Annotated in this window: 24 protein-coding genes; 14 read left to right on the top strand and 10 right to left on the bottom strand. The window is 62.8% G+C overall.

Features of this window, described 5'->3' with window-relative positions; translation table 11 throughout:
* Window positions 1-3: 3 nt before the first annotated feature.
* The gene (locus NT26_RS16385) at window positions 4-285 is read right to left on the bottom strand and encodes a BolA family protein (protein ID WP_052640330.1); all 282 of its coding nucleotides are present in this window, start codon (window positions 283-285) and stop codon (window positions 4-6) included.
* 100 nt (window positions 286-385) lie between these two features.
* Between NT26_RS16385 and NT26_RS16380 the strand changes: the two genes are divergently transcribed.
* The 4 genes from NT26_RS16380 (at window position 386) to NT26_RS16365 (ending at window position 4966) form a co-directional block, all read left to right on the top strand.
* Window positions 386-1006: a J domain-containing protein gene (locus NT26_RS16380; RefSeq protein WP_052640329.1), complete on the top strand. Its 621-nt coding sequence runs from the start codon at window positions 386-388 to the stop codon at window positions 1004-1006.
* A gap of 61 nt (window positions 1007-1067) precedes the next feature.
* Window positions 1068-2060 (top strand): cobaltochelatase subunit CobS, encoded by a 993-nt coding sequence (gene cobS, locus NT26_RS16375; RefSeq protein ID WP_052640328.1) that lies wholly within the window; start codon window positions 1068-1070, stop codon window positions 2058-2060.
* A 12-nt stretch (window positions 2061-2072) separates the two neighbouring features.
* Window positions 2073-3971 (top strand): cobaltochelatase subunit CobT, encoded by a 1899-nt coding sequence (gene cobT, locus NT26_RS16370; RefSeq protein ID WP_052640327.1) that lies wholly within the window; start codon window positions 2073-2075, stop codon window positions 3969-3971.
* A 14-nt stretch (window positions 3972-3985) separates the two neighbouring features.
* A complete protein-coding gene (locus NT26_RS16365; RefSeq protein WP_052642290.1) occupies window positions 3986-4966 on the top strand; it encodes an esterase-like activity of phytase family protein in 981 nt (326 codons plus the stop codon).
* Window positions 4967-4985: 19 nt separating this feature from the next.
* Here the strand turns inward: NT26_RS16365 and NT26_RS16360 are convergent, their stop codons facing one another.
* Together NT26_RS16360 and rpmB are read right to left on the bottom strand one after the other, a co-directional pair.
* Entirely contained in the window at window positions 4986-5624 is a 639-nt protein-coding gene (locus tag NT26_RS16360; protein ID WP_052640326.1) for a VUT family protein, read from the bottom strand.
* A 108-nt stretch (window positions 5625-5732) separates the two neighbouring features.
* Complete coding sequence (gene rpmB, locus NT26_RS16355; protein ID WP_052640325.1) at window positions 5733-6032, bottom strand: 50S ribosomal protein L28; 300 nt, start codon at window positions 6030-6032, stop codon at window positions 5733-5735.
* A 255-nt stretch (window positions 6033-6287) separates the two neighbouring features.
* Between rpmB and NT26_RS16350 the strand changes: the two genes are divergently transcribed.
* From NT26_RS16350 to NT26_RS16340, 3 genes are read left to right on the top strand one after another with little or no spacing between them, the layout of a single operon-like run.
* Complete coding sequence (locus tag NT26_RS16350; protein ID WP_052640324.1) at window positions 6288-7061, top strand: DUF3108 domain-containing protein; 774 nt, start codon at window positions 6288-6290, stop codon at window positions 7059-7061.
* A 30-nt stretch (window positions 7062-7091) separates the two neighbouring features.
* On the top strand, window positions 7092-7982 hold the full coding sequence (gene yddG / locus NT26_RS16345; RefSeq protein WP_052642288.1) for an aromatic amino acid exporter YddG: 891 nt from the start codon (window positions 7092-7094) through the stop codon (window positions 7980-7982).
* Between the two features lie 10 nt (window positions 7983-7992).
* Window positions 7993-8640, top strand: coding sequence for a lysoplasmalogenase family protein (locus NT26_RS16340; protein WP_052640323.1), 648 nt, complete (start codon window positions 7993-7995; stop codon window positions 8638-8640).
* Here NT26_RS16340 and NT26_RS16335 read toward each other — a convergent pair.
* Both NT26_RS16335 and gloB read right to left on the bottom strand, forming a co-directional pair.
* On the bottom strand, window positions 8632-9057 hold the full coding sequence (locus NT26_RS16335) for a cupin domain-containing protein (protein WP_052640322.1): 426 nt from the start codon (window positions 9055-9057) through the stop codon (window positions 8632-8634). The two genes, NT26_RS16340 and NT26_RS16335, sit on opposite strands and share 9 nt — an antisense overlap.
* Window positions 9058-9082: 25 nt before the next feature.
* On the bottom strand, window positions 9083-9853 hold the full coding sequence (gloB, locus tag NT26_RS16330; protein WP_052640321.1) for a hydroxyacylglutathione hydrolase: 771 nt from the start codon (window positions 9851-9853) through the stop codon (window positions 9083-9085).
* Window positions 9854-9942: 89 nt separating this feature from the next.
* Between gloB and NT26_RS16325 the strand changes: the two genes are divergently transcribed.
* The 3 genes from NT26_RS16325 to NT26_RS16315 all read left to right on the top strand — a co-directional run bounded on the left by NT26_RS16325 (window position 9943) and on the right by NT26_RS16315 (window position 12821).
* A complete protein-coding gene (locus NT26_RS16325; RefSeq protein WP_052640320.1) occupies window positions 9943-10707 on the top strand; it encodes a class I SAM-dependent methyltransferase in 765 nt (254 codons plus the stop codon).
* Between the two features lie 78 nt (window positions 10708-10785).
* Entirely contained in the window at window positions 10786-11895 is a 1110-nt protein-coding gene (gene hisC, locus NT26_RS16320; RefSeq protein ID WP_052640319.1) for a histidinol-phosphate transaminase, read from the top strand.
* A complete protein-coding gene (locus tag NT26_RS16315; RefSeq protein ID WP_052640318.1) occupies window positions 11892-12821 on the top strand; it encodes a prephenate/arogenate dehydrogenase family protein in 930 nt (309 codons plus the stop codon). Before hisC ends, NT26_RS16315 begins: the two co-directional genes overlap by 4 nt.
* Window positions 12822-12823: 2 nt before the next feature.
* Here the strand turns inward: NT26_RS16315 and NT26_RS16310 are convergent, their stop codons facing one another.
* Window positions 12824-13834: a DUF2125 domain-containing protein gene (locus tag NT26_RS16310; protein WP_052640317.1), complete on the bottom strand. Its 1011-nt coding sequence runs from the start codon at window positions 13832-13834 to the stop codon at window positions 12824-12826.
* A 53-nt stretch (window positions 13835-13887) separates the two neighbouring features.
* Here NT26_RS16310 and NT26_RS16305 point away from each other — a divergent pair, with 53 nt between their 5' ends.
* The gene (locus NT26_RS16305; RefSeq protein ID WP_052640316.1) at window positions 13888-14421 is read left to right on the top strand and encodes a gamma-glutamylcyclotransferase; all 534 of its coding nucleotides are present in this window, start codon (window positions 13888-13890) and stop codon (window positions 14419-14421) included.
* Between the two features lie 22 nt (window positions 14422-14443).
* Here the strand turns inward: NT26_RS16305 and NT26_RS16300 are convergent, their stop codons facing one another.
* The 4 genes from NT26_RS16300 to ftsE form a co-directional block, all read right to left on the bottom strand.
* Window positions 14444-15247: a lysophospholipid acyltransferase family protein gene (locus tag NT26_RS16300; RefSeq protein ID WP_052640315.1), complete on the bottom strand. Its 804-nt coding sequence runs from the start codon at window positions 15245-15247 to the stop codon at window positions 14444-14446.
* 88 nt (window positions 15248-15335) lie between these two features.
* The gene (locus NT26_RS16295; RefSeq protein WP_082077743.1) at window positions 15336-16073 is read right to left on the bottom strand and encodes a YdcF family protein; all 738 of its coding nucleotides are present in this window, start codon (window positions 16071-16073) and stop codon (window positions 15336-15338) included.
* A 65-nt stretch (window positions 16074-16138) separates the two neighbouring features.
* On the bottom strand, window positions 16139-17146 hold the full coding sequence (locus NT26_RS16290; protein ID WP_052640314.1) for a cell division protein FtsX: 1008 nt from the start codon (window positions 17144-17146) through the stop codon (window positions 16139-16141).
* Window positions 17139-17798, bottom strand: coding sequence for a cell division ATP-binding protein FtsE (gene ftsE, locus NT26_RS16285; protein WP_052640313.1), 660 nt, complete (start codon window positions 17796-17798; stop codon window positions 17139-17141). Before ftsE ends, NT26_RS16290 begins: the two co-directional genes overlap by 8 nt.
* Before the next feature lie 213 nt (window positions 17799-18011).
* On the opposite strand from ftsE, the gene NT26_RS16280 reads away from it, so the two are divergent.
* From NT26_RS16280 to NT26_RS16270, 3 genes are all read left to right on the top strand, one after another.
* Entirely contained in the window at window positions 18012-18653 is a 642-nt protein-coding gene (locus NT26_RS16280; RefSeq protein WP_052640312.1) for a hypothetical protein, read from the top strand.
* A 41-nt stretch (window positions 18654-18694) separates the two neighbouring features.
* A complete protein-coding gene (gene hpt / locus NT26_RS16275) occupies window positions 18695-19249 on the top strand; it encodes a hypoxanthine phosphoribosyltransferase (RefSeq protein WP_052640311.1) in 555 nt (184 codons plus the stop codon).
* 122 nt (window positions 19250-19371) lie between these two features.
* Window positions 19372-19746, top strand: a complete 375-nt coding sequence (locus tag NT26_RS16270) for a response regulator (protein ID WP_052640310.1) — start codon at window positions 19372-19374, stop codon at window positions 19744-19746.
* The last annotated feature ends 2 nt before the right edge of the window (window positions 19747-19748 follow it).

The raw sequence follows: 19748 nt of genomic DNA, 5'->3' as shown, positions 1-19748 counted from the left end.
GGCTTACCACCGTCGGGGCTCTCCCGGTGCCGCGGCCTCGATCGCCAGGGCGTGCAGTCCCGCATCCAGCACGGGCTTCAAGAGGTCGTTGACGGCCCGGTGGCGCTGCAGCCGGCTCATGCCGCCGAACTGCATGGCGACGATCCTGACCCGCACGTGCGTTTCTCCGGCGCCGTCGAAACCCGGCTGATGGCCGGCATGCTGATGGCTTTCGTTGATCACCTCGATCTGCTCCGGATGCAGTCCCTCCTGGAGGAGTGATTCGATCTGGGCTTTGATGGACATATCGCCTCCAGGACAGGGAAAGGGGGCTACCCAGAAACCAGCAAGAAACCGCTTTGTCAATTCTTGTAGCGCCTCTGCCCGAACCCCATAATGAGCCCGTATGAAACTCGATTCCAAATACTTCGATCGCATTCGCACGCGCCGGAAGCCGCAGCAGGAAACTGCCGTGGAGGCGCCGGTGTGCCAGTGGGATGGATGCGACAAGCCCGGCGTTCACCGGGCGCCGGTCGGGCGCAATGCCGAGGGGCAGTTCTTTCTCTTCTGCTTCGAGCATGTGAAGGACTACAACAAGGGCTACAACTACTTCTCGGGTCTCTCCGACAGCGAGATCGCCCGCTACCAGAAGGAAGCGATAACCGGTCACCGGCCGACCTGGACGATGGGGGTGAACAAGGCATCGAAGACCGCGCCGCTTCACTCCACCATGCGTTCCGGCTCCGCCGCCTCACACAACAGGATCAAGGATCCCTTCGGCTTCGTGTCCCAGGGACAGGGCTCGCGGCCCCGTCCGCAGGCACGCAAGCTGAAGACGCTGGAGGCCAAGGCCTTCGATACGCTGGATCTCACAGCAAGCGCCACATCGGACGAGATCAAGAGCCGCTACAAGCAACTGGTCAAGAAGCACCACCCGGACGCCAATGGCGGCGACCGGGGTTCCGAGGAACGTTTTCGCGCCGTAATCCAAGCATATCAGTTGTTGAAGCAAGCCGGTTTCTGCTAAGCGATACGACGAATGGCAGAGGATATGGCGGCCGGGCGGTGGCTCGCGCCTTGGAGAGATAATGAGCAAGATCGATCTGGATATTTCGAACCTTCCCGACACGTCAGTCTCCGTCCGGGAGGTCTTCGGCATCGACACCGACATCAGGGTGCCGGCCTATAGCAGCGGCGACCCCTATGTTCCCGACCTAGACCCCGACTACCTCTTCGATCGTGACACGACGCTCGCCATCCTCGCCGGTTTCGCGCACAATCGGCGCGTCATGGTCTCCGGCTATCACGGTACCGGCAAGTCCACGCATATCGAGCAGGTCGCAGCGCGCCTCAACTGGCCGTGCGTGCGCGTCAACCTCGACAGCCATGTCAGCCGTATCGACCTCGTCGGCAAGGACGCGATCGTCCTCAAGGATGGCAAGCAGGTCACCGAGTTCAAGGACGGCATCCTGCCCTGGGCGTACCAGCACAATGTCGCGCTCGTCTTCGACGAATATGATGCGGGTCGCCCGGACGTGATGTTCGTAATCCAGCGCGTTCTGGAATCCTCGGGCCGCCTGACGCTTCTCGACCAGAGCCGGGTCATTCGCCCGCATCCGGCCTTCCGCCTGTTTGCGACCGCCAATACGGTCGGCCTTGGCGACACGACCGGCCTCTATCACGGCACGCAGCAGATCAACCAGGCGCAGATGGACCGCTGGTCTATCGTCACGACGCTGAACTACCTGCCGCACGACAAGGAAGTCGACATCGTTGCCGCCAAGGTGAAGAGCTTCGGCAAGACGGCCGAGGGCCGTGAGACGGTCTCGAAGATGGTGCGCGTCGCAGATCTCACCCGCTCCGCCTTCATGAACGGCGATCTTTCGACGGTCATGAGCCCGCGTACCGTCATCACCTGGGCTGAGAATGCCGAGATCTTCGGTGACGTGGCATTTGCCTTCCGGATCACCTTCCTCAATAAGTGCGACGAACTGGAGCGGACGCTGGTCGCGGAGCAGTATCAGCGCGCCTTCGGCGTCGAGCTGAAGGAGAGCGCGGCGAACATCGTGCTCGGAGCCTGAGGCAGGATCAGAATGGCAGGCCCCGGAGACAACCAGAAGAGCAGGTCGGGCGGCCCGGTGGACACTGAGCCGATGCGCCGGGCGATTACCGGTTGTGTCCGCTCCATCGCTGGAGACGCGGAGGTCGAGGTCAGCTTCGCCAATGAGCGTCCCGGAATGGCGGGAGAGCGGATACGCCTGCCGGAGATATCAAAACGTCCGACGGCGCATGAGCTCGCGGTAACCCGCGGCCTTGGTGACTCCATGGCGCTGCGACTCGCCTGTCACGATACCGGCACGCATGCGAGTCTCTCTCCCCAGGGCTCTGATGCCCGTAGCGTATTCGATGCCGTGGAGCAGGCCCGGGTCGAATCGCTCGGTGCATTGCGCATGACGGGCGTTGCCGCGAACCTCAACTCCATGAATGCCGAGAAATACGCCAAGGCGAATTTTTCCGGGATCGAGCGCCAGGACGACGCGCCGCTGGCAGAAGCCATGGCGATGCTGGTGCGCGAGAAGCTCGCCGGCACCAAGGCACCGGAAAGTGCCGGCAAGGTCCTCGAACTCTGGCGCCCGTTCATCGAGGAAAAGGCGGGTACCGATCTCGACAGCCTGAAGGGAGCCATCGAAGATCAGCAAGCCTTCGGGAAGCTCGTGCGCCACATGCTCTCGTCGATGCAGGTGGCCGAAGACCTCGGGGACGAAGAGTCCGAGCCCGAGGAGATGGAGAACCCGAACGACGACGAGCAGCCGCGCAGCAACGAGACCGAGAACGAGGAGGTCGAGGAGGAGGCTGGTTCTGATGCCGCGCCGGCGGAGCAGAGCGAAGCTGCCGACGATGAGATGGACGAAGGCGAGATGGATGGCGCCGAAATGTCCGACGACGAGATGTCGGATGAGGCGGACGATCATTCGGAGACGCCTGGCGAGACCAAGCGGCCGCACAGCCCCTTCGACGACTTCAACGAGAAGGTCGATTATCGCATCTTCACGCAGGAATTCGACGAGGAGGTCCTTGCTGAGGAGCTGTGTGACGAGGCTGAGCTGGACCGCCTGCGCGCCTTTCTCGACAAGCAACTGTCGCATCTCCAGGGGGCTGTGGGGCGACTGGCGAACCGATTGCAGCGCCGCCTGATGGCGCAGCAGAACCGTTCATGGGATTTCGATCTCGAAGAAGGCTATCTCGACTCTGCCCGACTGGTGCGCCTGGTCATCGATCCGATGCAGCCCCTTTCCTTCAAGAAGGAGCGGGACACGCAGTTCAGGGACACGGTCGTGTCTCTGGTGCTGGACAATTCCGGCTCAATGCGTGGGCGCCCGATCACGGTCGCCGCCACCTGCGCCGATATCCTTGCCCGCACGCTGGAGCGTTGCGGCGTCAAGGTCGAAATCCTCGGCTTCACCACCAAGGCCTGGAAGGGTGGGCAATCGCGCGAAAGCTGGCTGGCGAGCGGGAAACCGGCCAACCCGGGCCGCCTCAATGATCTCCGTCACATCGTCTACAAGTCTGCCGATGCACCCTGGCGTCGCTCGCGCCGCAACCTCGGGCTGATGATGCGCGAGGGCCTGCTCAAGGAGAATATCGACGGCGAAGCGCTGATGTGGGCGCATAATCGCCTGATCGGCCGGCCGGAGCAACGCAAGATCCTGATGATGATCTCAGATGGCGCGCCCGTCGACGACTCGACGCTCTCCGTCAATCCGGGCAACTATCTGGAGCGGCACCTTCGCGCGGTCATCGAGCAGATCGAGACCCGCTCGCCCGTCGAGCTCCTGGCGATCGGCATCGGTCATGACGTCACCCGCTATTATCGCAAGGCCGTGACCATCGTCGATGCTGACGAACTTGCCGGCGCGATGACGGAGCAGCTTGCCGCGCTGTTCGAGGAGAATGGCGGCCGCAGTGCAGGCAGGATGCGGCGCGCCGGGTGACGAAGCTGTACACGATGCGCCGACGCTTGCTTCTGGCGGCGATCCTGAGCGTGGCCGCCGTAGTGCCAGTGGCTCCGGCGACGGATCTATTGCCTCTCCAAACCTCCCCTATCAGGCAGTTTCGGCCCGGATCTACCGAGAGCCGCTTCGGGTCGCTGGAATTCATTGGCGGCTTCCAGTTCTCGTCATCCGACAGCCGACTTGGCGGCGTCTCCGCCATCCGCTTCCGACCGAACGGGCGCGATTTTGTGGCCGTACAGGATACCGGCGAGTGGCTCACTGGATCCATAGAGCGCGATGCAGCGGGCCGCCTGTTCCGTTTCTCTTCCCTGTCGATCAGTGCCATGCAAGATACCAGGGGCCGGAAGCCTTCGAAGTCCGACATCGACGCTGAAGGGCTCGCGCTGCAGCCCGGACGATTGATCGTCAGCTATGAGCGCCGGCACCGGATCGACGCCTACCCTGATCCGGGTCATGCCAACGCGAAGCCACAATCCGTGGAGATGGTGATCCCGCGCGGAGAGCTTCGTGCCAATGGCGGCATTGAAACGCTGGTAAGCTCGCCGAAAGATGGACCCCTCGAAGGCGCGCTGGTGGCGGTGGCGGAGAGAAGTATCGACGGCGATGGAAACCTGTTTGCTGCCGTCCTGAGCGGGGCCCGCAAGGGCGTCTTCAAGGTGGCGAGGCAGGACCCTTGGGCGGTTACCGACGGCGCATTTCTGGCGGATGGCGACCTGCTTCTGCTGGAGCGTCGGTTCAGCTATCTCAATGGTGTCGGCATGCGTCTGCGGCGCATCGAAACCAGTTCGATCAAGCCAGGCGCACTGGTGGACGGGGAGGTATTGATCGAGGCCGACATGGGTGCCGAGATCGACAATATGGAAGGCGTCGACGTCCTCATCGAGAATGGCGAAGCCCGCATCATCCTGGTCTCCGACGACAACCGGTCCTTCCTGCAGAGAAACGTCATGCTGGAGTTCCGCCTGGTGGATTAATCCACCAGCGGTGACATCTTCAGCCTGCGGCCTTGGCGGGTGGCATGGGCTTCAAGACGCTCATCAGCGCGCCATAGGGCAGGAGCATCACGAAGCCGACGAGGATCTTGACGCCGAGATCGCCGAGCGCCCACGAAACCCAACGCGGCGCTTCGGTCGCCATGATACCGAGGATCGGCGCCCATTCGATGGCAAAAGCGTCATTGGGGCCGAGGACCGCGAGGGTGGACGCGAACGCCAGCGAGAAGAACAGGGCCGTATCGATCGCCGAGCCAGCCAGCGAGCCAGCCAGCGGTGCATGCCACCAGGTTTGCCGCCGCAGTTGATTGAAGATCGAGATGTCGAGAAGCTGGCCGACCAGGAAGGCGGTACCGGACGCAATTGCGATCCGCGGGATGGAGGTCCAGAAGGAGGCCGCAACCCCGACTACGAAGCCCGCCAGCACGACACGTCGCGCGATCGACGGACCGAATTGCCGGTTCGTGAGGTCGGTGACGAGGAATGCGACGGGATAGGTGAAGGCACCCCAGGTCAGCAGGTCGCCGAGCTGGACGCCAAACAGCGTCCCGGAGAGCGGGAACTGGACGAAGAAGTTCGAGGCGACGACGATAGCCGCCATCAGCAGTGCATAGATGGAGGTATGGCGAAGGTATCGCATTTTTTTATCCTGGGTGATGCCACCAGTTGGAGTTCGATGGGGTTCAAGAGAAAGGGCTTGTCCGGTTTTCCCGTCAAGCCCTTCCCGCAACCGATGATGTATTCGCGCTTAGGCAGCAACCGCTGCTTCGGCGGTCTTCTTGGCGATCTGGCGGCGCAGCAGGCGTGCGCGCATCGACAGTTCGTTCTCGTCAGCCTTCAGGAGGAAGGCGTCAAGGCCGCCACGGTGCTCGACGGAGCGCAGGGCATGCGCCGAGACGCGCAGACGGAAGCGCTGGCCGAGTGCGTCGGAGATCAGTGTGACGTGGCACAGGTTCGGCAGGAACCGGCGGCGCGTCTTGTTGTTTGCGTGGCTGACGTTGTTGCCGGTCTGAACGCCCTTGCCGGTCAGTTCGCACATACGAGACATGGGTACACCTTTGTTGTTCTTCTGCAATCGAATGGTACTTCCGGGCAATGCCCGGCGCGCCGATCCAACTGGCCTGATTGGAAAGTTGCGGTTCTATAGTCAGTGAGGTCTGTCCAGTCAAGCCAAAACCTCGGACCTGCGGGTACAGAATCCAGAGGGCCCGAGCGGCTCCGGCTATTTTCTTGCCATAGTGGCGGGTTTATATCTTTGCGACGGGGGTGAGAACCCCGCTTTCGCATCATTAGAGGCACGATCATGACCGGGCGCCGTGGGGCCATCCTCGCCAGTGCATTCGCCTTCTCGCTGTTCGCCGGACCTGCGGGAACGGCGGGCATACGGCATGTCAGCGAATACGATATATCGCTCGGCATACTGCCGATCGCCAAGGCTGCCTTCGCAAGCGAGTTCGGCAGCAATGACTACCGCATTGCCGGGAGTTTTCGCTCCTGGGGACTTGCGGATATCATCAGCAAGATCTCCGCTGAAACCAGCGTCACGGGCCGCAAGCGCGGTGATAAGCTTCAGGCAGAGCAGTATGACCTCGTCTACAAGACCGGCAAGCGGACGCGGGTCTACGAGGTGACCTATCGCAACGGCGACGTGACGCGTTCGGTGATGAAGCCGGAGCCGAAGCGGCGGCCCGAAAACTGGGTGCCGGTTGCGCCAGAGGATTTGCGTTCGGTGCTCGATCCACTGACAGGTCTGGTGTTCTCTGGCGACGTGAAAAGCTGCCCCAGCCGCGTTCCGATCTACGACGGGGAGTCGCGGATGGACCTGATCCTCACGCCGAAGGGGACGGAGACATTCTCCACCGAGGGCTTCACGGGAGAGGTGATGGTCTGCGAGGTCCGCTACGTCCCGAGATCGGGCTTCCGGCGCGGGCGTTCCGACATCGAGCACCTGAAGAAGACTCCGATGGAGATCTGGTTTGCCAAGGCGCAATCGGTGAATGTATATGCTCCCGTCTATGCCCGCATTCCGACGAGCATGGGACAGGTTTACGTGAAGGCCGCGAAGTACGGCGGCTGACGGGGCTGGATCGGCCCTGGAGGGGGCATGGTGAAGGCACGCGGGACGCTTATCGGCTTCACGGCCATCCTCATGTGGTCATTGCTGGCGCTAATGACAGCGGCGTCGGGGAAGATGCCGCCCTTCCAGCTCTCCGCGATCAGCTTCGCCATCGGCAGTCTTCCAGGCCTTCTTCTTTTTGCTGCGAGGCCGCATCGGCTGAGACTTCTGCGGCAGCCACCCAAGGTGTGGATCATCGGCATCGCAGGCCTTTTCGGCTACCATTTTCTCTACTTCACCGCCCTGCGCAATGCGCCGGCGGTCGAGGCAGGGCTGATCGCCTATCTGTGGCCGCTCTTCATCGTCGTCGGCTCCGCGCTGCTGCCAGGGGAGCGGTTGAGATGGCATCACGTCGCCGGTGCAGTGGCGGGGCTCGCCGGGACGGTGGCCATCGTGTCGCGAAAGGGGATTTCCTTTGAGGACCAGTATGCGCTGGGCTATGGCGCGGCGTTTCTCTGCGCCTTCACCTGGTCCGGCTACTCCCTGCTGACGCGCAGCTTCGGCCGCGTCTCTACCGACGTTGTCACCGGCTTCTGCCTCGCCACCTCCCTTCTGTCGCTCATCTGCCACCTCTTTCTCGAGACGACGGTATGGCCCGCCGGTGGGAGCGAATGGCTGGCGGTGGTGGGGCTCGGCCTGCTTCCGGTTGGAGCCGCCTTCTATGCCTGGGACTATGGAGTCAAGAACGGCGATATCCAGATCATCGGTGCGGCAAGCTATGCCGCGCCGCTGCTTTCAACACTGATCCTTGTGGCAAGCGGATTTGCCGAGCCGGACTGGCGCATCGGGCTTGCCTGTCTGCTGATTACCGGCGGCGCGGTGCTGGCGGCGCGGGACATGCTGATGCCGAAGCGATCGCGGCAGCCGTCGCCGGCCGAATAGCAGCGCCGCGATGCTGGACGTGCCGGTTCTCATTCTCTCACTTCTGCTGGCGCTTCTCTATTTCCGCCTTCTGGGAAAGCCTGCAAGCCATCGTCGGGCGGCCTTGAAGACTGCGTCGGTGCTCCTTCTCGCGGTCTATGCGCTGGCGGCCGGCGGGGCCACCTGGCTGGTGATGGCGCTTTTCCTTGGAGCGCTCGGTGATCTTTGCCTGGCCTATGATGGTGAGCGCGCATTTATCGCTGGGCTCGTCTCCTTTCTTCTGTCGCACATTGCCTACGTCGCGCTGTTCTGGCCGATGGCGGAGCCGAGCCTCATCCTAGGCGAGGCGTGGCGGATCGGCAGTGCCGCTGCGCTGGCGATCCTGGTTCCGGCACTGATCCTCGTCCTGTGGCAGCCGGCTGGTCCATTGGCCATGCCCGTCGCCATCTATGGGCTCGTGATCGGCGCAATGGGCTTTACCGCGCTGTCCGTCGCGGATGCCGCTGTATTTCTCGGAGCGGCCCTTTTTCTCTCCTCCGACACGGCTCTTGCTGCGGAGAAATTCCTCGTCGGCGCCGGCGCGCCGCCCGGTCGGCTGCTGCGCAACTTCGTGTGGGCGACCTACTATGTCGCACAGCTGGTGTTCACCCTCGCCGTCGCCGGCCTGCCGTCAGCCTGATCCCGGCTCCCAGCCGGGTGGTGCCATCTCGAAGGCGTCGAAGTCGAAGCCCGGAGCGACAGTGCAGCCGACAAGGGTATAGGCGCCAAGGGTCTCTGCCGCCTGCCACGCACCTGCCGGGACGATCGCCTGCGGCCGCTCGCCCTTCAAGATGTCCGGACCGAGCGTCACCGTGTCCAGGTCGACGCCATCAAGGGATATCCGCAGGCGCAGCGGATTGCCGGCGTGGTAGTGCCAGATCTCGGCGGCATCGCGTACCCGGTGCCAGTGGGAGCGCTCCCCTGCCTGAAGCAGGTAGTAGATAGCGGTCGAATGGCCGCGCCTGCCGCCGGTGGGGTCGCGGAAGGTCTCCTTGTACCAGCCGCCTTCGGGATGAGGCTGCATGCCGAGGATGCGGATGATGTCCTGCGGATCCATGAGGGTCTCGCCTGTTCGAGGAGGACTAGAAGCTGTCCTTGCGCTTGCGGATCTCCGCGAACACTTCCTCGTTCGACCTGGATTCCATCAGGAGGTTGCGGCGGACGGCCAGATCGGTGGCGCGCAGGAAAGGATTGGTCTCCTTCTCCAGGCCGATCGTCGTTGGGATGGTGAAGCGGTTTGCCGCGCGGGTCGCTTCGATCTCCCGAACCCGCTCCTGAAGCCGCGCATTGTCCGGATCGATCGTCAGCGCAAAGCGCGCGTTCGAGAGGGTGTACTCGTGTCCGAAATAGACCGCCGTCTCGTCCGGCAGCGCGGAGATTTTCTGGAGGGAGTGCCACATGTCGGCGGCAGGCCGCTCGAACAGCCGGCCGCAACCGAGAGCAAACAGCGTGTCGGCAGCGAAGAGAACGTTATCATCGGGAAAGTAGTAGCAGACATGGCCGGCAGTATGCCCGGGCGTCTCGATCACGCAGACGGTATGGCCACCGAATTCGAATTCGTCACCATCCTCCACCGACCGGTCTAACCCTGGTATGGCAACGGCCTCGTTGATAGGGCCGATGATCTCCAGCTGGAAACGCCCCTTAAGCCCAAGATTGGCTTCGACATGATCAGTATGATGATGGGTGGTCAGGATATGGGTCAGCGTCCAGCCGCGCCTTGAGAGTGCATCGAGGATCGGCTGTTCCTCCGGAGCATCGATCGATGCCGTCAGACCTGCTTCGGGGTCGTGCACCAGCACGCCGTAATTGTCGCTGCGGCATTGAAAGACTTCGATCTCCAGCGGCTTCATGATGCTGTCCCCGTTGCAAAGATGGCGCCGCGAGCGAATGTAGACGCTCCGGCTATGATGTCCAACCGCTCTCTGCTAGCATTTTTGTGATGCATACAGATATCGTCGATCTCCGTGAGTTCTACCATTCCCAGCTGGGCCGCCTTGCGGAGCAGTCCATCAGCTTCGCGCTCTCCTCTCTCTGGGCGCGGCTTCCAGAGGAGCGGCTCGTCGGTCTGGGCTATGCGGTTCCCTATCTCGACCGCTTCCGGGCCGATACCGAGCGCACCTTCGCCTTCATGCCTGCCGGGCAAGGTGCCGTGAACTGGCCGTCCGGCGAACTCTCGGCAACGGCGCTCGTCTTCGACGAGGAACTGCCGCTGCCCGACGCGTCGATCGATCGCGTTCTGATGGTGCACTCTCTCGAGTTCGCCGAGAATCCGCGCGAGACATTGAAGGAGTTGTGGCGCATTCTTGCGCCAGGCGGCCGGCTCATCATCGTTGTGCCCAATCGGCGTGGCGTCTGGGCCCGAATGGAGCACACGCCTTTCGGGTCGGGCCGGCCCTATTCGCGCCGGCAGTTGAGCCTGCTGCTGCGGGAGACGAACTTCACGCCTGCCGCGAGCGCCGAGGCACTGTTCTTTCCACCGTCGCGGATCAGGACCGTGCTGCGGTTCCGGAACGTGATCGAGCGGATGGGCCGTCGGTTCTGGCCGGTCTTTTCCGGCATCATCATCGTCGAGGCGCAGAAGCGCCTTTACCAGGGGCTGCCGGTGGCTGCGCGGGCGTCCCGGCGCGTCTTCGTTCCGGTCCTCGCGCCGCAGGGCGTGCCGACCACACGGGATGGCGCAGATGGCTGCGGGGCCGTGGCCTGACCCTCGACAAAGACCGGTTTCGGCTTTAATGCGACAGCATTATCCGCCGGTTCCGGTACCCTTCAGAAGGTCGTTCCCATGAGCATCGTCGTCAACGAGCCTGTTCCCCGTCCTGGCATCCTGGACATTGCCGCCTATGTGCCGGGCAAGGAACATGCTCCGGGCGTCGCACGCGTCTTCAAGCTCTCGTCGAACGAAACTCCTCTTGGGGCCAGCCCAAAGGCGATCGAAGCGTTCAAGGGCGCGGCGGACCATCTGGAGATCTACCCTGACGGCCAGGCAACCGAACTCCGGCAGGCCATCGCCGCCGTGCACGGACTCAACGCGGCCAACATCCTCTGCGGCAACGGTTCGGACGAGCTGCTTGGCCTTCTCTGCCATGTCTACCTGGGGTCAGGCGACGAAGGCATCATTACCGAGCACGGCTTCCTCGTCTACAAGATCCAGATCATCGCGGCGGGTGCCACGCCCGTCGTCGTCAAGGAGAAGGATTGCCGCGTCGATGTCGACGCGATCCTGGCCGCAGTCACGGACAGGACGAAGATCGTCTTCATCGCCAATCCCGGCAATCCGACCGGAACCTATGTGCCGGTGTCGGAGATCCGACGCCTCCAGGCCAGGCTGCCGAAGAACGTCGTTCTGGTGCTCGACGCGGCCTATGCGGAATATGTCCGCCGCAACGATTACGAGGCTGGGCTTGAACTCGTCTCCGGCAGCCGCAACGTCGTGATGACCCGCACCTTCTCCAAGGCCTATGGCCTGGCTGCCCTTCGCATCGGCTGGATGTATGCGCCAGCCGCCATCATCGACGCTCTGAACCGGGTGCGCGGCCCGTTCAACATGAACGCCCCGGCGATTGCCGCCGGTGCCGCCGCCATCCGCGACCAGGGCTTCATCGAAAAGGCGGTCGAGCACAACAACCTCTGGCTCGGCAAGCTGGCGCACGCGTTCGAGGCGATCGGCCTCACGGTCACCCCTTCGGTCACGAACTTTCTTCTCATCCATTTCCCCGATATCGACGGCAAGCGGGCCGAGGATGCCGACGCCTTTCTCACCAGCCGTGGCTATATCCTGCGGGCGGTGAAGGGCTACGGCTTCCCGAACGCGCTACGCATGACGGTCGGATCGGAGGAGGCGAACCGCGGCGTCATCGAGACCCTTGGCGAATTCATGGGTCGCAGCGCATGACGGATGGCGTATTCGACCGGATCGCGCTGATCGGCATCGGCCTTATCGGCTCTTCGATCGCCCGCGACGTGAAGGAGCTCGGGCTGGCAAAGGAGGTTGTCATCTCGACGCGGAGTCCGGAGACGCTGCGGCGGGCCGAGGAACTAGGGCTTGGGACGGCCTACGTCGCTTCAGCGGCAGAGGCGGTGCGTGGCGCCGATCTGGTAGTCGTGTCCGTTCCGGTGGGTGCCTCGGAAGAGGTGGCGAGGCAGATCGCGCCCAACCTGAAGCCCGGAGCAATCATCACCGATGTCGGCTCGACCAAGGCTTCGGTCATTGCGCAGATGGCCCCGCACATGCCGCAAGGCGTCCACTTCATTCCGGGCCACCCGTTGGCAGGAACGGAGAAGTCCGGTCCGGATGCCGGTTTTGCCGGCCTCTTTCGCGGCCGCTGGTGCATCTTCACGCCCTTGCCCGACACCGACCCGCAGGCAATGGAGAAGCTCAAAGCCTTCTGGACCGCCTTGGGGTCGCGGATCGACGAGATGGATCCCCAGCACCATGACAAGGTGCTCGCCATCGTCTCGCACCTGCCGCATATCATCGCTTACAATATCGTCGGCACGGCGGATGACCTCGAAACGGTGACGGAATCGGAAGTCATCAAGTATTCCGCCTCCGGTTTCCGCGACTTCACGCGTCTTGCGGCCTCCGACCCCACCATGTGGCGCGATGTCTGCCTGCATAACAAGGATGCGATCCTGGAAATGCTGGCGCGGTTTTCGGAAGACCTTGCCTATCTGCAGCGGGCGATCCGCTGGGGCGAGGGCGACAAGCTGTTCGACCTCTTCACCCGGACGCGCGCCGTACGCCGCTCGATCATCGAGGCCGGCCAGGACGTGGATGCTCCGGACTTCGGGCGCCATGCACTGGACGCCAAGAAATAGCGTCAGATCGGCGGGATCTCGCCGATTGGAATGAAACCGCCCGCCAGCACCTTGCCGCGCTCGATCGTCAGATCGATCGATGCGCTCTGGCCACCTCCGGTCAAGGCCGAGAGCATGCCGGAAACGGTCCTCAGGACAGGCTCGATATCCGGGAACGCCGCTGCAACACTGTCGCGCCACGCGTCGATCTGCTCCACCTGCACCTTCAATCGACCCGACAGATAGCCCTCTCCATCAATGGAGAAGGGGCCTGTCACGGTGACGAGCCGTCCCTCGCCAAGATCGACGGCCAGCCTGCGCATCTCACCTTCCGTGCCATAGAGGGCAAGGCCGCTGGGATCCGTGCCGTCCACCATGCCGGCACGTCCGACAAGCGTCACGTCGACCACGGCCGATCCTGCCGGCAACGATACCTCTGCCAGTCCCTCTCCCGTTGCCGTGACATTCTGGAGACTGAGTGCCGCGTCCAGATCGTTGCCATTCTGGCGCAGATGGACCTCCGTCCTGTCTGCTGCAACGTTCAGCGCTTGCCCCGCGGCAGTGGAGACGAGGCTCGTGGCCACCTGCTGTATCACCGTCGAGCTGCGCTCTAACCGGCCATCATTCGCCACCAGGCTCGATTGCAGGTTTTTCCAGTTCGATGACACGGACAGACCGTGGCTTGTCCTTACTTCCGCGGGTCCATCGACTTCCCAGACGATATGGCCTGGGTCGTAGACCTGCGCAGCGGAACGAAGCGCGCCGAGCGTCGCCGAAATGCCGTGGGTGCGATCGTCGAGGTTGACGCGGGAGCAGAACAGGCCGATCCGGAACGGATAGCCCCGATAGGACGCATCCAGGCATTCGACGGTTACTCCATCAGCCTCTTTGCTGCCCAACAGCGCAAGCGTTCGCTCCTTCAGAGCCGATGCCGCATAGAACCAGCCGCCGGTGTAGATGGCGATGACCAGAACGATCGAGAGCGCGAGAAGCCAAACTCTCCTGGCGATAGCGGATCGGCTTGACGCTGCCATGATGTTCTCCCAAAGGTGGCCGGATGTAGCGCGAACGACGCTGACGGGAACGCATGGCGCCGGATATGGACGAATTTTGGGTGTTTGGCTACGGGTCGCTCATGTGGAACCCGGGCTTCCCCTTCGAGGAGAAGGCGGAGGCGCATATCTTCGGTTACCGCCGCTCGCTCTGCGTCCGCTCCCACGTCCATCGGGGCACGCCGGAGCGACCGGGTCTGGTCCTGGGGCTGGACCGTGGCGGGTCCTGCCGCGGCATGGCATTCCGCGTCCGGAGCGAGGAACGCGCCGAGGTGCTCGCCTACCTGCGCGCCCGGGAACTGGTCACGCATGTCTACAAGGAGCGTTTTCTGCCCGCAATGCTGGGGGACCGGCGACAGGTCAGGGCGCTGGGATATGTGGTCGACCGGCAGCACGCTCAGTATGCCGGGGTATTGGACGCGCGGGAGGCTGCCGAGATCGTCCGCAGCGCCGTCGGCAAGTCCGGCCCCAACCCAGCCTATGTCCTCAATACCGTCTCCCACCTGCGCGAGATGGGAATACGCGACCACTGGCTGGAAGGCGTGAGCAGGATAGTCGATGTGGACTAGCGGCAGCCGGCAGCCGCTAGGCTCAAGCCGGGCCGATGTCCGCCTGTTGCTCCCGCAGTTCCGCGAGGCGCTTCACGGCGGTCGGCGGTAGCTTGAGGTGCGGATTGGCCTCCACCGTTTCGACGAGAAGTTCGTCGCTTGCCTTCTCCAGCCGGTCGATCAGCGTCTGATAGAATGTGTCGGGGTCAAGACCCGGCTCGATCGCCGGAAGAATTCGCACTTTGAAATGGCCCGGGAAGCGGACCGAGCGGCGCCGCGGCCAGAACAGCCCGGGATGCATGGCGATCGGCACGACCGGAACCTGAATGTCGCGATAGATGCGGGCAATGCCATAGCGATATTGCGGCTCGGCACCTGGCGGACGGCGGGTTCCCTCGGGGTAGATGATGAGCTGGCGCCCGTTGTTCATCTCCTGCTTCGTGCGCTCCATCACGCCCACCATCACCTTGCCGCGGGCGCCGCGGTTGACCGGGATCATCCGCTGCTTCATCACGTACCAGCCGAAGAGCGGGATCCACAGCAGTTCGCGCTTGAGGATGTAGACCGGGTCCTTCTGCCAGGGGAGGAGCGCGAAGGTGTCCCAGAAGGACTGGTGCTTGGGCGCGAAAATGCAACCGCCTTCCGGAATATTCTCCAGTCCCTCGATCTCGAAGGTCGTGCCGACGATCTTCTCCATCAGCCAGTGATTGGAGAGTGCCCAGTTCTTGGGGATCCGGAACGCCTTCTTGCGCGGCAGGGCGAAGTAGACCGGCGTCAGGACGATCATCTGAAGGATGAGGTTGGCGTAGAATGCCATGTTGAACAGGATGGAGCGAACCATCAGCATGCAGGATTTCCTCGTGGACCAAGGCTGCCTACACGAGAACGGCCGGCAGCAAAAGCGGCCAGATGCAAGTATGGAAGGCGGGCGGGGCTCAGAGCGTTGCCTTGAAACCTGACGCTTCCGATTTCTCTCCGGTACGCAGGCCGGTGCGGTGGCCGAGCCCGACCCAGTCCCGCATGTTCGCCGCGAGGACCTTCACATATTCCTGCATCATAGTGCGGACCACGTCCGGCTCAGCGAACCAGGCCTTGCGGGTCAGGTCGGAATTCACCACCGGATAAGGGATGAAGTCGGTCACCGGATCGGCCCGGCGCAGTTCGTGAAGGCTGCGGGGCATGTGATAGTTCTGGGTGACCACCAGTACGGTGGCGAAGCCGTTGTCATTAATCCAGCGTGATATCTCGTTGGCATTGCCGATCGTGTCGATAGCGTCATAGCCGATGTCGACGCAGCACGAGAAAAGATCGGGTGGAGTCTGCGTCATCTTCTGGATCTGTGCCCGACTGGTGGAAGGGTGCGCGCCAGAGATCAGCAGCCGTTTTCCCGCTCCGTCACGCAACAGGCCCATGGCCTGGTCGATGCGCTGATAGCCACCCGTCAGCACGACTATTGCGTCGGCCTTCACCCCCTCCGGTGGCTGCAGCGAGGCGACCGAGTCGGCGAACCAGAGGAAGCCGCCCAGGATCGTTGCAATCACAACCAGAGAACCGGTGATGATCCAGCGCGCAGCCCGCCTCAGCCTGCTGCTCCGGGAGAAAAGCTGCGTTGCCACACGTCTGCGCGGAGTATCAGGCAGGCGTTCCCCCTTCGATGGACGAGTCGTGCTCATGCGAAAGTGAATAGACCGAGTCCCACGTCATGAACAGGGTTTTGTCTCCAGCCTCTACCCATGCGTCACGACGCCGGAAGGCCGTCGGATCTCGCCGGATCCGAGCGTATGAGGTCGATTTCGTCGATCGTGCGCATCACCGTCAGGCGTGCTGTCAGTGTCGTCAGGAGGGCGATGACGACCATTGTCGCAACGATGCCCAGATAGCCGCTCCATCCCAGCGAGAACGTTCCGAAGAGGGCCATTGCCTGGTCGCTTTCGGGCGTCGCACGGGCGTTCGTCTGCCAGATCCCCAAGGTGGCAAACAGGACTGCTGCCAGTGCGCTCCCGGCGGCCGATCCCTTCAGGCTGATCTTGAGGAAATGCTTCTGGAATTCCCGCGCCACGAAGCCGCCTTCGGCTCCGACGAAATGAAGAACCTCGACGATGTGGCGATTGCCGGCGATCACGCCGCGGGTGGCAAAGACCACGGTAAGGACCATGGCCGTGAAGACAAGGACCAGGACACCGGTTCCAATCATCACCGTAGTGCTCGCCATGGAGACGAGCCGGTCGACCCAGGTGCGGTGATCGTCGAGGAAGGCCTCGGGGAGTTCCTGCGCCAGCAATTCCCGCATCTCGGCGAAATCGGGCGGGTTCTCTTCATCGATGGTGATGACCACCAGTCGCGGAACCGGCAGTTCCTTGAGATCGAGCCCGGCACCGAGCCAAGGCTCCAGAAGTCGCGCCGTTGCGCCATCGTCCAGTATCGTTCCCGCCTCGGTGCCGACAAAGCCGAGCGCAAGATCCTTGGCTTTCTGCAGGGCCGCATCCATGTCCAGCCCTTCCGCGGGCTTGATCTGGATGGTGATCTCCCGGGAGATCTGGCTTTGCCAGCCTGCGGCGGTCGCCCGAACCATGCTGACGGCGCCGAAGGTCAGGCAGGCGAGGAAGGCCATGATCGCGATGACGACAATCAGCGCATTGCCCTGAATATTGGAGGGTGGCAAAATGGGAGCCGTTGGCCGAACACGCATCGCAGCACGCTGCTGCGTCGGCCTTGGTGCGGGATGGGAGCGGGTCATCTCATTCATAGATGTCGAGCTGCCCTTCCGTCAGGATCATGCGACGCGCATCAACCTGATCCATCAGCGCGAGGTCATGGGTTGCGATCACGACAGCGGTGCCCAGACGGTTGAGTTCGAGGAAGAGCGAGAGAAGCCGCTTGGCCATGGGCGGATCGACGTTGCCCGTCGGCTCGTCGGCCAGCAGGATTTCGGGACGATCGATCAGGGCGCGGGCGATCGCCGCGCGCTGCTTCTCTCCCCCGGACAGGACGGGTGGCAGGACGTTGATACGCTCCCCGAGACCCACCCATTTGAGGAGTTCGATGACGTCGTTGCGATAGCTGACTTCCTGCTTTCCCCGCACGCGCAACGGAAGCGCGACGTTCTCGTAGGTGGTCAGGTGGTCGAGCAGGCGGAAATCCTGGAACACGATGCCGACGCGCCGGCGCAGCATCGGCAACTCGTTGCGGGGTATCTGCGACAGGTCGCGCCCGAACATGCGGATCAGGCCGCGGGTCGGCTGCAGCGACATGAAGAGCAGCCGCAGGAGTGTCGTCTTCCCGGCGCCGGACGGCCCCGTGAGGAACTGGAACGACTTCTTCGGGATGTCGAAGGTCATGTCCCGAAGAATCTCCGGGCCCATCCCGTAACGGAGGCCGACGTTTTCGAAATGAATCAAAAGGAAACCCAGATCCCGTGTTGCGCCGCCCTTGCAACCAAGGTCATGCGATCTTCTATCGCCACCGGACTAGGTCGTTTTGAGGGCCGCATTTGCGAAGCATTAACCATTTAAATTTACGACTGGGTAGGATTCGATTCAATGCCAAGTTTTCCCACGTGGGGGAACGTGGCACTCAGGGCCCCGGCAGGCCGGAGTCCGGAAAGGCGAACGATGACGGTCATCGATATCCTGCCCCCCGAACCGAGGTCGGCCCGCAGACGGTTCAGCCATGGCGCCACCGGCAACGTAGCGGATGCCAGCTTTGTCACGGTTCCTGCGGCATCGCGCCGATCCGGTCCCGCAACCGAACGTCCGACCCCGCCTCGTCCTCGTTCCACCCGTCACGTCGCCGCCGCGGAAAAACCATCTGCCGGAGCCGTCCTGGCGTGGGTAGAGCGCGCGCTCATGAATCTCTCTGCCGATGTGTTCGCAGCGATCGTTGCAGCTCTATGCGTTGCAGTGTTCGGTCTGGCGGGTGGATTCGCCTTGTTCCTGGGCGAGTCCGCGCCAGCAGAGCCGCCAGGCCTTGACCTGACGCACGTGAACCTGACGCCGCAGGACGCAAACGGCATGTCGCTTCTCCTGATTACGGGGATCGTCAAGAACAACAGTGACGCGCCGCTCGAGGCGCTGCCGATCCGCGCGGACCTGGTCTCGGGTGATGCCACGGTCGCCAGCACCGTCATCCAACCACCCGTCGCAGCGATCGGGGGTGGCCAGAGCCACGGCTTTTCCGCACGCCTCCCGCATCCTGGTGGAAAAATGCCGGAACTGCGGCTTTCCTTCGCATCGGCGGGTGCCTCGGCGCCATGATTATGCTATCGGCGGCCTTCTGAACCTGTCAGGAGAGCCCCATGCCCGTCGTTCGCGGCAAGATCATTGAGCCGCTCTACTCCGCGGAAGCCATTGCCGAACGCAATCGTTCGATTGCCGCGGAGATCGCCAAGGGTCCTACCAAGGACCTGCTCGTCATCGCGATCCTGAAGGGCTCCTTCATCTTCGCGGCCGATCTCATCCGTGCGCTCCACGATGTCGGTCTGGCGCCGGAAGTGGAGTTCATTACGCTCTCGAGCTATGGAGCGGGTACGGTCTCGCAGGGCGTGCGCATCGTCAAGGATATCGACAGCGACGTGAAGGACCGCGATGTGTTGCTGATCGACGATATCCTAGAGTCCGGGCGCACGCTGCTGTTTGCCAAGCAGATGCTGTACGAGCGCGGCGCCAGGAATGTCTCGATAGCGGTGCTCCTGGACAAGAGTGTAAAGCGCAAGGAAGAGCTGGAGGCGGATTACGTCGGCTTCGAATGCCCGGATTATTTCGTGGTGGGCTACGGCATGGACGTCGCCTACGCCTTCCGCGAACTTCCTTTCGTGGGCGTGGTTACCGGAGATGCACTCGGCGAGAGTTAGCAGTCGGCGGTCCGCATATCGTTAACCATCTCGGGAGTGCTGGAGGAGGCTGTTTACTCCTCGAAAAGGAAAGTCTGGTGATTTGCTCCCGTAATGAGACAGAATGGGAGACGTCGAGCGCCATGGCCAAGATCCTGATAACCGAGGACGAGGATTCCCTGCGCATGTTCGTCGCAAGGGCCCTGCGTCTCGACGGACACGAAACCCACGAAGCGGGCGATGGCGCGGAAGGGCTGGAGAAGCTCGGGGAGACCGAGTTCGATCTCTTGCTGTCCGACATCCGCATGCCCGTGATGGATGGTATCGAACTTGTCCATCAGGCGGCGTCGCGTCACCCTGGTCTCAAGATCCTTCTCATGACCGGTTATGCAGAACAGCGGGAGCGCGCCGACGATCTCGCCGAGAAGATAATCGATGTTGTCCAGAAGCCTTTCGCCCTTCCGGAAATCCGGCGGGCCGTGGCGCGCGCACTATCCGAGCAGCCACAGGCGGCCTGACG

The sequence above is a fragment of the Pseudorhizobium banfieldiae genome (assembly GCF_000967425.1).
GTDB classification, from domain to species: Bacteria; Pseudomonadota; Alphaproteobacteria; order Rhizobiales; family Rhizobiaceae; genus Neorhizobium; species Neorhizobium banfieldiae.
The sequence above is the reverse complement of the archived record's forward strand: the minus strand, read 5'-3'. Positions and strand labels throughout refer to the sequence as shown.